We start from the raw sequence: 12,778 nt of genomic DNA on the forward strand, positions 1-12,778 counted from the left end.
TGTTCCCACTGACAAAGGGGTATCCACATCAGGAGCCGTATGAGATGAAAGTCTCAAGTACGGTTTTGAAGTGGAGTTGGGGAAGGTGACTTCCCTTTCGACCATAACAAAATGYTCTTACCGTGAACCATRACTACCTACTGTCAAAAATTCAATGTCCAAGCAACCTAAAAAGAGACCTGAAACAATGGCTCAAAGCAGGCGTGCTAGATAACGGTGTATTTGAGGATACAGAAGCAGGGACACCTCAAGGAGGGGTGATAAGTCCAATACTCGCCAACATCGCACTGTTGGGTATGGAAAGGCTAGTCAAAGGAATGTATCCAAACAAAGGAACAACCACTCAGGTAAACCTTATAAGATATGCCGATGATTTTGTGGTCATATCAAGAGACCTAGGAATCATTGAACAGTGCAAGACTGCAATTTCTGAATGGCTAAAACCTGTAGGACTAGAGATTAAACCTGAAAAGACCCGAATATGTCACACACTCAAGCCTATTGAGTATAATGGCAAGATTGAGGARCCTGGGTTCGATTTTCTAGGATTCAATATCAGGCAATATCCCGTAGGAAAGTATAAATCTGGGAAAACAGGTGGGGCAGCAAGCCGATTAATCGGACATAAAACCCTCATAAAACCCAGCAACAAAGCAGTTAAAGCCCACACAGAAGTGATTAAAGGTGTAATTAAAAAACACAAAACAGCACCTCAATCAGCCCTGATTAGCAGACTAAACCCGATTATTCGGGGATGGTCAAATTATTATTCAGCGGTAGCCTCGACAGAGACCTTCACTAAGCTAGACTTCATAATCTGGTTAATGTTAAGGGCATGGACAGTATCAAGATGCGGAAAGGCAAATCACGAAAAGCTAAGAAATTATTTCAGACACGGAACAATTAAACTTAGCAATGGGAAAGAAAGGCACGAGAATTGGTTGTTCCAAACCAAAGATGGGATACATCTATTCAAGCACGAGTGGACTCCAATTGTCAGACATACCCTAATACGCCCTGACGCAACACCATACGACGGAAATTGGACTTACTGGGCAACCAGGAAAGGACAAGCAATCGATACACCAAATAGGGTAGCAAAACTACTCAAAAAGCAAAAAGGTAGATGTACCTGGTGTGGGCAATACTTTACCCCATCAGATTTAATTGAAATAGACCACATTGTACCTAGAAGCCATGGTGGAAAGGATGAATACAAGAATATTCAATTACTACATCGCCATTGTCACGACAATAAAACAGCTCTTGATGAAGAGATGATGCTGTACTCTTAACAAAGGAGACGGTCAAATCAGGAGCCGTATGAGGTGAAAGTCTCAAGTACGGTTCTGTATGGGAGGGGGAGATGGCGACATCTCTCTCGACCCCTACTATAAGGCAGGGAACCCAAGGTCAAAACGAACTAACTCATACAAATTCCTTATAGTAAGCCCAGAAATGGATAAGTAAAGCTAGGAAGTCAGGGTAACGGCGATAGCCACCCCCAATTTCAGGAATCACAACTCTGGGACTGAAGCGGGGAACGGAAGGCATGAAGCAGAACCAACTGCCAAACTTGACCACTGCCAACCATCCATGATTAGGGAAACCGAATGTCCGGCTTGAACCATCGTCAATTCTAAGTAGCGAAATAGGTTGATACGCTGCGCTCAAAAGAGTATAGGGAAAAGTAGGGTATTTTTGTTAACACCTACACAGACCTTTAAAGTACCCCGGTGGAGAGGACAAATCTAAAGATGGAATGCCCATACAAACGGAACGTTTTTAACCCCTTCTAGGCTCTGACAATCTGGTCGAGAAAGTCAGTAGTAAAAGTGTAAGCGCAAGCCTATTAGGGGGTGAGATGTGACCAAAAGCCAACGCCMTGCTGTAACAGTAGGGATATGCTAACAGGTCACGGTTTGATTGTAAAGAAATAGAATCTAGTAGGTGTACATATGGCGATAGCGAGTTCAAAGAAAGGGTTTGGCAAAACCAGACCAATCAAGACTACGAACAACGCATGGAAGACAATCCCATGGACTAAGGTTCAACGGAAAATTTTCAAGCTCCAAAAGAGTATATTTCAAGCAGCTAAATCGGGACAAGATGCAAAAGCTAGAAGGTGGCAACGTCTATTGGTGAAATCATATTATGCCCGGCTCCTAGCAGTGAGACTGTAGGGGCGGGTTCCACGGTCAGCCATGCTTCCCAACAGTCAGCTTAATAAACCCGCCCCCCAAGCGGGTCAAGGCAAGAAGACAGCTGGGGTTGATGGAGTAAGAGTAGTCTCTCCAAGACAAAGGTTTGAACTGGTCAAGAACATTAAGGGAAACCTCAAAGCAAAACCACTGCGACGGGTTTGGATTCCAAAACCTGGTAGGGATGAAAAAAGCTGGAATAGGAATACCCACAATCCAAGATAGAGCAAGGCAAGCCTTGGTTAAGTCGGCTCTCGAACCTGAATGGGAATCGAGATTTGAAGGCACAAGCTACGGGTTCCATCCTGGACGGTCTGCCCATGACGCAATCAGCAGAATTTATATTGCCATAAATAAGGGACAATACTATGTCCTTGATGCTGATATAGCAAAATGCTCTTACCGTGAACCATGATTACCTATTGTCCAAAATTCATTGTCCAAGCMGCCTAAAAAGAGACCTGAAACAATGGCTCAAAGSAGGTGTGCTAGATAACGGTGTACTTGAGGATACAGAAACAGGGACACCTCAAGGAGGGGTAATAAGTCCACTTCTTGCCAACATCGCACTGTTGGGAATGGAAAGATTAATCAAAAACCTGTATCCAAATAAAGGAACAGCCATACAAGCCAACCTAATACGATATGCCGATGATTTCGTTGTTATTTCAAAAGACTTAGAAATCATTGAACAGTGCAAAACTGCTATAACCGAATGGTTAAAACCTGTAGGATTAGAGATTAAACCCGAAAAGACTCGAATCTGCCACACACTCAAAACCATTGAGTATAATGGCAAAATAGAAAAACCGGGGTTTGATTTTCTCGGATTCAATATCAGGCAATACCCAGTAGGAAAATACAAGTCTGGAAAAACCGGGAKTCTCATGAGCCGACCAATCGGACATAAGACCCACATAAAACCCAGCCAAAAAGCAGTTAAAGCCCACACAGAAGTGATAAAAGGTGTAATTAAACGAAATAAAACCACACCTCAATCAGCCCTGATTAAACAGCTAAACCCGATGATTCGGGGATGGTCAAACTATTATTCAGCGGTAGTCTCGACAGAGACCTTCACTAAGCTAGACTTCATAATCTGGTTAATGTTAAGGGCATCGACAAATTCAAGATGCGGAGAGGCGAATTACAAAAAGCTAGAAAACTATTTCAGACATGGAACGGTTAAACTTAGCAATGGGAAAGAAAGGCATGAATCTTGGTTATTCCAGACCAATGATGGACACCAATTATGGAAACATAACTGGACTCCGATTGTCAGACACACCTTAATTCGCCCAGACGCAACGCCATACGACGGAAATTGGACTTACTGGGYAACCAGGAAAGGACAAGCAATCGATACGCCAAATAGGGTAGCAAAACTACTCAAAAAACAAAAAGGCAAGTGCACCTGGTGTGGGCAATTCTTTACCCCATCAGATTTAATTGAAGTAGACCACATTGTACCTAGAAGCCATGGCGGAAAGGATGAATACAAAAATCTTCAATTATTACACCGCCACACCCGCGATGATAAAACAGCTCTTGATGAAGAGATGATGCTGTACTCTTAACAAGGAGACGGTCAAATTAGGAGCCGTATGAGGTGAAAGTCTCGTGTACGGTTCTGCTGCTGAATGGGAGGGGTAGACCGTGAGGTCTATCTCGACCCCTATTAATAGAATAGACCTGTTGACAAAGCCCCAAATTGTGTTAAAGTGAAGATAAGTTCATAAGGACAACCCAATAACTGGTTAAACCTGTAAGTTTTGGCACTTTCTTTTTAGCCCGGACTTTAGTTCAAACCGAACTCAGCCCAGGGCTGCAAAAGCCAACAGGAAAAACCAATGAACTACCGCAATTCTGACCTTCCGAAAGCCAATCGGCAGACTTCCAGCCCCAAAAAAACCAACAGTAGAAGACTTGATCCTGTACATTCAGGAAAGCGGCAAGTATGCTGAGTTAGTAGAGAAAGCGAAAAACCCTAGCCCAAGCCAGAAGAAGCCTAAAAAACTCCGAAACCTGATTAAGCAACTCCAGGGATTAGTCATTGCTAACCCCAAAGACTTTCGGGGTCGGGCTATTGTCTCCAATAACTTAGAAAAAGATAGCGAACGCACGGCTTGTTTAGTGACCCTTAGCAGTGTGATTAATGCGGCAACTAGCTTTCCACTGCTGTACTATGCTTTCAGAGACTTAAGTGTTCTAGGAGTTCCGGTCACGCTACTGGTCAATGGTTTGCTTCTCAAATACACGAACGGTGCAGCTACCGCCGTTTCTGCTCGAAAACCCTATGGTCGTTCTTGGTCAAATTGGGCGATCGCAGGCATGATATCCATTAATACAATTCTATCACTAATCGCCGCAGCGGGAACCGAACTCTTACTCAACCCATCCGGTTTAAGTCAACTCAAAGCCCAAGAATTATTAGCAGAAAGAATCAACCAGGTAGAAAGCCTCAAACAACTAGACAGCCCTCAATACAAAGACGCTTTAACCCGATGCGAACAAGGGGAAAAAGAACTCAACCGACTGCATCCATATCACCCCCGCAGACAATCCCTATTCGTGCAAGTGTACGGAACCTGGGAACAACAGAACACCAACTGGGCAACAGTACCCCTGGAAGAATTACCCCTCTGTCCGAAAGCTTCTCGACTCGGTCAACAAGCTCACCAAAACTATGAAACCGCCAAACAGGAACTGGAAGAAAGCCTCGCTATCCGGGTGAAGATGGGGAACGACTTGGCATTCCTCCAACAACACAAGCCCCAAGTCTACCAGGAACATTTTACCCCCGACGGTGAACTCCGCTCCGGCATCGAAGCCACTCGGCTGGCTATTATCAACTTTCGCAGCAAATTAATTCAGGGAGATTGGTCTAGCTTAGGCTTTCACCTGTTCTCCCTGTTAGTCTCCATCATCACCAGTGGGCCCGCTTGCGGGATGACTATCGCCCTCAGTCTTCGCAAAGATACTCGCCAATCCTTTAGTGAAACCGTTGAACTGCAACGAAACATCTGGCTAGAAAGCAGACGCCAAGAACTACAAGAACTGATGAACTCAGAAGCAGAATTCAACGATTAAACCCCTGGCATTCAAGGCGTTTTTCCCTAACCTCTGTCCCTCAATTCACCTCACTTCAAAAAATAGCTGGAGATTTAACCATGAACAGACAAGACTCCATTTCCTCCAACGGTTCCTCGCAGTTCAACACCAATAAAGTATCCCCCTTACATTCGGTTTCAGTTCTGGCAGAAAATCCTCAAAATTCCTCCTATAAAATGCGGCTACTCAGCTTATGGATAGATGAAATAAAAAAAACCGGAAGAATTGATTACCCAGAATTAGTTCAATACCTCAATCAAGTCTACGAGGTCGAAAATACACAAGATGGACAGTTATTAATGACCCAACACTGTGAGGTTTTAGTCGAGAATTTAAAAGCAGCACAAGCTGATATTCGCCAATCCGCTCAAATCATTCATTTAACGATCAATCAGTTGACTGATGCGATGAATTATGAGAGTTTAATCCCAGAAAAACAACAATAATTAAGAGGGCAAATTCGGGAAAAATTCAGCCATTTCTACAATGAGTAGAATACCTAATCTATATTACTCAATACTATGTCTATGAACCTTCATACTTTTGGCAGAAATGGATACGCCGCACAGAAGATAGTCAAGCAGAAACCCTTCGCAAATGGATAAATGATCTTAATTATATCCGCCAGTACATCGCTCAACAAGTCCAAATCGGAGGACTCCCTGGGGAATTTCCAGACCATCATCTCAACAGCCCAAATCTCCGAAGACTCCACAAATACTTGGAAAATGCACCAGGTTTAGGGGATTTGTTAGGGAACTTTGTTCAACAGGCTTTGCAGCATAAAATCGCCGGGGGAACTCGGTTTCAACTGCCTAAGCCCTTTCACAAAGACTCGTAAATAATCAGACAATTTCAGTAAAAATCAATTCTAAACAGACTCAAAAAGGAGGATAAAACCATGACTCAATCCCCAAAATTCGTAAATAACGGTGAAGCCATTTCCACTCAAAAGTTGAAAGCAGAATATGCGGAAGGGCGGCGATATTTCAGTTATACCAACTTGACCCAAATTAACTTGCAGGGGATGAGTTTGTGTGAAATAGACTTGCTGCTGTACTTTACAAAGCTAACTTAGAGGGAGTTAACCTTTTTAAAGCTAATTTGACGGGAGCGAATTGTGCGAATGCTAACTTGAGTTGCGCCAATTTCAGTTTAACCTGTCTTGAAAATGCCAACTTTGCGAGTGCCGAGTTATATCAGGTTGATTTACAGGGAGCAACTGCTTTAGGATGTAATTTTTACAAAGCTAATTTGCTGGGTGCGAACTTGAGTCAAGCTGATTTAGAACGGGCGAATTTAAGTTATGCTAATCTCAGGGATGCCGATTTGAGTTGGGCGAATCTCAGTGTTACAAATTTAGCACAGACGAACTTACAAAATACAAATTTGAGTTGGGCAGATTTGGATATTGCTAACCCGGAACACGCTCAGTTCAAGTTCACCACTCTAACAGGAGTTCGTCTGCCCTGGGGAGTCTATATTGTTAGTCATAAAAAGGCGAGAAAGGAAGATAATTATCATTAAGTTTTCCCACGGTAAAAGGTCAAATTGAAAAACATGACTTTTTACCGGATTACTTTAAAAATTTTCACCGATAGAAATCTATGCTTTGGCAAAACCTTGCTATCGATATCACCGCAGTTCGGCTATAACAATTAAATGTCTACACAGCAGTAGAGTATTTTTTGTGTCACGAAATTCAGCCTTCAGAAAATGCTCTTACCCTTGAAAAAGTGCAACATTATTGACAAGCATTCACCCATTTATGTGATGTTGAAGACTGGCAAGGTGCCGTATTAATTTTAATGGTAGCTCCAGAGCCTCAAAGTGATGAAGAACTGCACCATCAACTGGGACTATGGGGCTATTATGCCGAACAAGAAAATCTCTACAATGCGTTACTCTCCAAAATAGATTTCCCAATCGATACCGTTTGCTACAATGGCTTGGGAAATATTGCTGATTCCAGAGGAGAGTTAGACAAAGCAACCCACTATCATCAGCAACACTTGGAACTCTCTAAAAAACTCGGCGATCGCCAAGGAGAGTGGATGGCACTAACAGGTTTGGGCAATGTAGAGAAAAGTCGGGGACGATGGAAAGAAGCCATCACCTATTATCGTCAAGCTTTAAATATGCTTGAAGATAGTCAGGACTTGGCAAAATTGACTCAAAGCGGTGCGATACTTCTGGGCAACTTAGCGAACGTCTGGCGTTACCACAAACCCGATGAAGCTCTCCAACTTGCCACAGCAGCCCTTGAACAGTTCCAAACTTTTTCAAGTCTTACCCACGTTGAGAGAAAGACTCGACAATTATAGCAAACCTGAACTGATCGATCTCATTGAAATCATGCTAGAGCGAGATCCAATATTATTGTCTCTTGTGGGCGGCTCTTTTCTTCCTCGTTCGCTGATTACTACTGCTCTCCTCTTACCAACGAGTCAAGCCATTCTCGAAGCACTACAACCCATTGTTAACAATGCCCAATTTTTTCTCAAAGCGGGCGATCTTTTCAATGCCGGACTACTTTATCAACTCCTTCTCGGAGAACTAACACGGGGCTATGATGCCGAACGACAGGCTCTCGACTACAACGGTGAACTCTGTCGGTTTTCAGCAATATTGGTTGTTGAACTGGCAGAGTGTTTAACAGATCAAAGTATTTCAGAATCGGTGCAAAATCTTTGGGTTAAGACTCTTTTGGAAGCTTATTGCAAAGACCTTGAAATAGGTGCAATTGGGTATGCTGATGGGGTTGAGACGGTCTTACTAAACACCCCAGCGACACAGTGGGAGAGTATTTTAACAACCTTGAAAGGGCTGAACCAATCACTTTGGGGCAGACAGAAAATTAAACAGTTATTGGAGCGACGGGAGAAACTTAAACAATCTCCTCTGGAGGAACAGGATTTTGATGAAATTTTTCGAGACTATCAAGAAAAAATAGAAAAGTATATTGCCCAACGCAATCGCCGCTCCTATTGAAAAGCGATTGAATTTTTACAAAACCTGAAATCCATTTGCGATCGCACAGGTCAGCAGTCTCTTTGGGATTGTTATATTGAAGTTTTGCGATCGCGTTATGCCAATCTCAAAACTCTATGGCTTGAAATTGATGCTTCATATTTACAGTTAAAATAAATCATTTTCATTGATTTCAGTCAACTCGTTTTCATACGTTTAACTTTCAAAGAAGTTTAAAGGCTTATGTACAAGCATCGGCTAATTATAGTCCGTGCTTTGGTTTCCATACGTTTAACTGTCAAAGAAGTTTAAAGCCATTGTCGATTCCGACAAAAAACCTTGTTCTTATGAGTTTCAATACGTTTAACTTTCAAAGAAGTTTAAAGTAGAAAAGGTCGGCGATCCGACCAAAAAATACTGCGTTTCCATACGTTTAACTGTCAAAGAAGTTTAAAGGCTGGTCAATCGTCTGTCAATACCAGCGGTAACGTTGGTTTCCATACGTTTAACTTTCAAAGAAGTTTAAAGCTTGAACAATTACTGCTTGTTCAGAAGCGCAAATCATACCAGTTTCCATACGTTTAACTTTCAAAGAAGTTTAAAGAGTGCCGAGTTGAAACCCTTGCTCTGACTGTACTCTAGCACTCAAATTTGTGGGGGTCAAGCAAACACCCAAATTATTGAGACATATTTGCAATAAGACCCCAGAAAAAATGGCTCAAACCTTTACTCTGACTGAGCTTTGTGGGGGTCAACGAAATCATCAGGGTTTCAGCGATTCTTCAACCCCCACAATGATATTTACCTTACATCTTTGTTAGCATGGGCCGATAGACTTCCCGCTCTCCCATCAGGCAAGAAATATACTCCCAAACCTGCAACTCCAAACACCGATAATAACTAACCTTGTAACCCGTATGGGGATGAGTGGTTTTCAAAGAAAGCTTATCGTGCCAATGCTTCAGATATTTCTTGAGAGCATCGGAATAAATATAAACCCCACCCCGTTCGTCACTTGGGGTAAAATCTTCCGGGGTAAAAATTCCCGAATTCACCAGATAGATAACGAGAGAATCCACCACCGGGGCGCGAAACTCCTCAATCAAATCCGACACCAACGCCGGATGGTTGCTACGAGGAACATGAAGATTGCCGTAATGGGGATGTAAACCCACCGCCAGAATTAACGAGTGAATATTTTGATGGAGTAGAGTATAACCCAGACTCAACAAACTATTCACTGGATCAGTTGGAGGGCGACGGGTACGGTGTTCAAAGGTGAACGGAGGTTGTACCAATGCCCGCAAAGCCTGAAAATAGATGCGAGTTCCGAAGCCTTCGTAACCCAATAGAGATTCGAGCAACTCCACCTCAGCAATTTTTTCTTGCCAGACTCCCAATTCTTCAATCGCTTCAATCACTTGAGAAATTTGGCGATCGCGGTTGAGACGACGCAGTAAAATCCGACAGTTGTGCAGTTTTCCGGCAACAATCACTTTAGCCTGACGCAGCACAAAGGTTTCATCTTCAGCACAATGGACTTGTCGGCTGAGGTAGTCTACCCGTGTCATCCCATCGGTTTGCAGGCGACCAAAGTAACGACCTTGATCAGACAAAAACAAAATGGGAATGCGACGACGCAAAGCCAAACCAATCGCACCGTGCGACAAATTACAACAGCCAAAGAGGATAATATAGTCTACGACATTGACGGGAATAGACACTTTCAGATCATTGCCGAGCAAAACCTGAAATTGCTGATGTTTCACCTTGACATAAGCACCCTGATCCGTAACATAAAGTGTTGTCATACCTTCCCTCCAAGAATCCAGAAAATTTCGAGTTGATAAAGACTTGCGGGTTGGGGTAACAATCGAGCAAGCAAAGGGAGGACGAGAAGCTACAGAAACCGCTTTCTTGTTGTGATTTCGTCGGGGTTGCTTGTACTCTGGGGTAATAATTTCTCCAGCTTGAAAGCCATAACCAAGAAAGACAAACTCCTCACCTGGGGCAAAAATGTGAGTTTTCTCCGGTTGCAGGGTTAGATAAATATCTGATAGCCAATCTTCGATTAAGTTCAAAAAGCGTGTTGCTTCTAATAGGCTTCTCGCTACAATGACAAAATCATCTCCATAACGGGTCAGGTAGGCTCCTGCATCCAAACAGCGTCGGTCAAATTCACTCAAATACAAATTCGCCAAAGCACCCGACAAAATGCCACCTTGTAAAACCCCACGACCCGACAGGATAGGCATTCCCCCGACAACAATACCCGCCTCTAACTGCCCTTTGATATAACGCACCACCGTTTGATCGACTGACAGTTCCTCCAACTGAGACAGCAGCAATGTTCGACAAAGGCTATCAAAAAACTGCGAGATATCTGCTTTGATTGTCCATGTTTGGGAGGAATACACCTCGGCAACCCGTTCGATCGCGTGTTTCACTCCGACTCCTGGACGATAAGCAAAAGAGCAGTCTTGAAACGTTTCTTCTAAGATCGGATAAAGCGATCGCAACAGCAAGCGTTGGACAATGCGATCGCGCACAGTTGGAATCCCAATAAGCCGATGACCACCACTTTTTTTAACTCGATAAAACCCCAAAGCGGGTAAAGGATGATAGATATCTTGCTGAAGCTGGTGGGCGAGTCGTTTGAGTTATTCGTCTAGAAAATGAGCAAATAATTCGACAGAGATGCCATCAATCCCGGCTGTTTTGCTGCGAGTGCGGACTTGATAACATGCCGCCAACAAAGCATCTTCCATTGGGAGTTGAGCATCGAAAAAAACCACATTCTTTGAGTTGAACAACGACAGTATCCAGTTAATCAAACGGATTTTTGTGTTCGCACTTGAGTTATTTTTTTACAACTTCTATCTGAACTGCTATCCCAACGCCAAAAAATCTCCCCAATTTTTGTTGGATCTCAGATTCGAGCGCAAAATCAGTTTCGGTTCAATACAGTCATGGAACTTCGGAGAAAGCCAACATGACTGCGATTTACCTCACCGAACCGCAATCCTATTTGGAAGCGGATCTGCGAGACTTTGCGATCGTTTACAATGATCGGATTCAATCTCGCCACTCCATCGACACCACCCAACAGATCATCGCTTTTGAAGGCTGTACGCTGGGGCGGAGTGCGATCGCGGCAATCTATCGTTACCGCATCCGGCTCAGTTTTATCGGCGATAACGGTCATATCACCGCTCAAATTACCCCCCAGGAAACACCCTTCTATACAGTCCTACAACAGGAGCGCAATAGCGATCGCAACTTCCGCATCGCTTTCATTCATTCACTTTTACCGGGACGGTGGTACAACGCGACTAAAGTTCTACAAAGCTTAGGATACTCTGGCATTGGAGGATGTCTCGAACAGCAACTTGAGGTTCTGCCCGGTTTGAATAGTTGGCTTGCCTTACAAACCTGGCAAGTTAAAGTGTTCCAGCGTTATCAAAAAGCCCTTCGCTCTGTTCTGGTTTCTGTCAAAGATTTCGAGCCAACTTTAGAACTGGCTTATGCTTTGCTGTCCGGTGAACTGTATGTTTTACTGCGATCGTCGGGCTGTTGTGCGGAAGTTGGAACACTGCACCTTCACTGTCAGAACCATTTGCCTTTACCCTGTGACTTGATGGAACCGTTTCGCCCGGTTGTCGAAGCGTGGGTTTTTAAAAAAGCGCCCAAGTTTAGCGATCGCGGAGGGTTGAGTCAGTCCTATCGTGCCACCTTTATTCAAAACTGGGAATCTCTGATGGCAACCCAGATTTTTCATGCTTATGCAGGTCAAGTGAGTTTGCGGAGTGCTTTGGCGTGGCAAGTTGAGGAATATGTTCGCGCCATTACCGAAACCCTTGAATACCGTCCTTTCTTGTTAAAATCGTGACTTTTTACCTCATTTGTTACGACATCGTTGAGGATCGCCGACGGACTAAAGTCTCGGCTCTATTGGAGGCTTATGGCATCAGGGTTCAAAAATCAGTTTTTGAGGCTGTTCTTACCCCTCCACAATTCAAAAAGTTGGAGCAACGGTTAAAAAAACTCATCAACTCTGACTGCGATCAATTGCGGTTTTATCCACTTTCGGCAAAGTGTAGGACTCAGGTGATTATTCTGGGTATTCAACCTAAGTTTGCCGTTGATGATGCGGCTATAATTGTTTAATCCTAGTTCCAGAAAGAAAGAAATAACAGTAAGCAACTTCTGAATTAATTGCTAGTTACTTACTCTCTGACTCTCAATTATAAGGCTTACAAACAACTCAAAGCCCTACCTTTAAAAAGTCAGCAGCGATACAGCAAAGCTTTTGATTTACTTCCGAATTTTGGTGCTAAATATCCCAGTCTTCGCACTCATCGTTATTACCAAAATGGAAAGGTGATTTGGAGTTCTTCGGCATCAATGGCTCTGCGATTTTATTGGGATTATACAGCTTTGCGATCCATTGAAGTGATTGGGTTAGATTCTCACTAAAGAGAAGGAAAAAAGTAAGG

General features: G+C 43.4%; 16 protein-coding genes and 1 CRISPR repeat array. Of the genes, 14 read left to right on the top strand and 2 right to left on the bottom strand.

The annotated features are described in order from the left end of the window. Positions 1-122 precede the first annotated feature (122 nt). From B9T16_RS09525 to B9T16_RS09575, 11 genes are all read left to right on the top strand, one after another. Positions 123-1,295: a group II intron reverse transcriptase gene (locus B9T16_RS09525; RefSeq protein ID WP_410244631.1), complete on the top strand. Its 1,173-nt coding sequence runs from the start codon at positions 123-125 to the stop codon at positions 1,293-1,295. 663 nt (positions 1,296-1,958) lie between these two features. After that, complete coding sequence (locus tag B9T16_RS09530; RefSeq protein ID WP_014277242.1) at positions 1,959-2,183, top strand: reverse transcriptase N-terminal domain-containing protein; 225 nt, start codon at positions 1,959-1,961, stop codon at positions 2,181-2,183. A gap of 21 nt (positions 2,184-2,204) precedes the next feature. Further along, complete coding sequence (locus tag B9T16_RS09535) at positions 2,205-2,426, top strand: hypothetical protein (protein ID WP_014277241.1); 222 nt, start codon at positions 2,205-2,207, stop codon at positions 2,424-2,426. Beyond that, entirely contained in the window at positions 2,386-2,616 is a 231-nt protein-coding gene (locus B9T16_RS09540; RefSeq protein WP_014275547.1) for a reverse transcriptase domain-containing protein, read from the top strand. The genes B9T16_RS09535 and B9T16_RS09540 overlap by 41 nt, the downstream gene beginning before the upstream one ends. After that, positions 2,606-3,778, top strand: a complete 1,173-nt coding sequence (locus tag B9T16_RS09545) for a group II intron reverse transcriptase (protein ID WP_410244632.1) — start codon at positions 2,606-2,608, stop codon at positions 3,776-3,778. The genes B9T16_RS09540 and B9T16_RS09545 overlap by 11 nt, the downstream gene beginning before the upstream one ends. A 349-nt stretch (positions 3,779-4,127) precedes the next feature. After that, entirely contained in the window at positions 4,128-5,291 is a 1,164-nt protein-coding gene (locus B9T16_RS09550; RefSeq protein ID WP_006616516.1) for a hypothetical protein, read from the top strand. Between the two features lie 80 nt (positions 5,292-5,371). After that, a complete protein-coding gene (locus B9T16_RS09555; RefSeq protein WP_006616515.1) occupies positions 5,372-5,758 on the top strand; it encodes a hypothetical protein in 387 nt (128 codons plus the stop codon). Positions 5,759-6,213: 455 nt separating this feature from the next. Next, positions 6,214-6,390 (top strand): hypothetical protein, encoded by a 177-nt coding sequence (locus tag B9T16_RS09560; protein ID WP_231852180.1) that lies wholly within the window; start codon positions 6,214-6,216, stop codon positions 6,388-6,390. Positions 6,391-6,416: 26 nt separating this feature from the next. Continuing rightward, positions 6,417-6,839 carry a pentapeptide repeat-containing protein gene (locus B9T16_RS09565; RefSeq protein WP_006616514.1) on the top strand — a complete coding sequence of 141 codons (423 nt, stop codon included), beginning with the start codon at positions 6,417-6,419 and terminating at the stop codon, positions 6,837-6,839. Positions 6,840-7,120: 281 nt separating this feature from the next. Next, positions 7,121-7,636: a tetratricopeptide repeat protein gene (locus B9T16_RS09570; protein ID WP_006616513.1), complete on the top strand. Its 516-nt coding sequence runs from the start codon at positions 7,121-7,123 to the stop codon at positions 7,634-7,636. Then, entirely contained in the window at positions 7,611-8,303 is a 693-nt protein-coding gene (locus B9T16_RS09575; RefSeq protein WP_014275550.1) for a hypothetical protein, read from the top strand. Before B9T16_RS09570 ends, B9T16_RS09575 begins: the two co-directional genes overlap by 26 nt. A gap of 183 nt (positions 8,304-8,486) precedes the next feature. Continuing rightward, positions 8,487-8,886: direct repeats of the CRISPR family, unit length 35 nt; unit sequence GTTTCCATACGTTTAACTTTCAAAGAAGTTTAAAG. A 202-nt stretch (positions 8,887-9,088) separates the two neighbouring features. Here the strand turns inward: B9T16_RS09575 and cas1 are convergent. Beyond that, on the bottom strand, positions 9,089-10,888 hold the full coding sequence (gene cas1 / locus B9T16_RS09580) for a CRISPR-associated endonuclease Cas1 (RefSeq protein ID WP_014275551.1): 1,800 nt from the start codon (positions 10,886-10,888) through the stop codon (positions 9,089-9,091). Positions 10,889-10,942: 54 nt separating this feature from the next. Beyond that, positions 10,943-11,077 carry a hypothetical protein gene (locus B9T16_RS09585; protein WP_286131368.1) on the bottom strand — a complete coding sequence of 45 codons (135 nt, stop codon included), beginning with the start codon at positions 11,075-11,077 and terminating at the stop codon, positions 10,943-10,945. A gap of 197 nt (positions 11,078-11,274) precedes the next feature. On the opposite strand from B9T16_RS09585, the gene B9T16_RS09590 reads away from it, so the two are divergent. From B9T16_RS09590 to B9T16_RS09600, 3 genes are read left to right on the top strand one after another with little or no spacing between them, the layout of a single operon-like run. Continuing rightward, complete coding sequence (locus B9T16_RS09590; protein ID WP_006616612.1) at positions 11,275-12,171, top strand: CRISPR-associated endonuclease Cas1; 897 nt, start codon at positions 11,275-11,277, stop codon at positions 12,169-12,171. After that, complete coding sequence (gene cas2, locus B9T16_RS09595; RefSeq protein ID WP_006616611.1) at positions 12,168-12,449, top strand: CRISPR-associated endonuclease Cas2; 282 nt, start codon at positions 12,168-12,170, stop codon at positions 12,447-12,449. The genes B9T16_RS09590 and cas2 overlap by 4 nt, the downstream gene beginning before the upstream one ends. A 48-nt stretch (positions 12,450-12,497) precedes the next feature. Continuing rightward, positions 12,498-12,758 carry a hypothetical protein gene (locus B9T16_RS09600; RefSeq protein ID WP_410244633.1) on the top strand — a complete coding sequence of 87 codons (261 nt, stop codon included), beginning with the start codon at positions 12,498-12,500 and terminating at the stop codon, positions 12,756-12,758. The last annotated feature ends 20 nt before the right edge of the window (positions 12,759-12,778 follow it).

Origin of the sequence: Arthrospira sp. PCC 8006 (genome assembly GCF_046480465.1) — a bacterium.
GTDB classification, from domain to species: Bacteria; Cyanobacteriota; Cyanobacteriia; order Cyanobacteriales; family Microcoleaceae; genus Limnospira; species Limnospira platensis.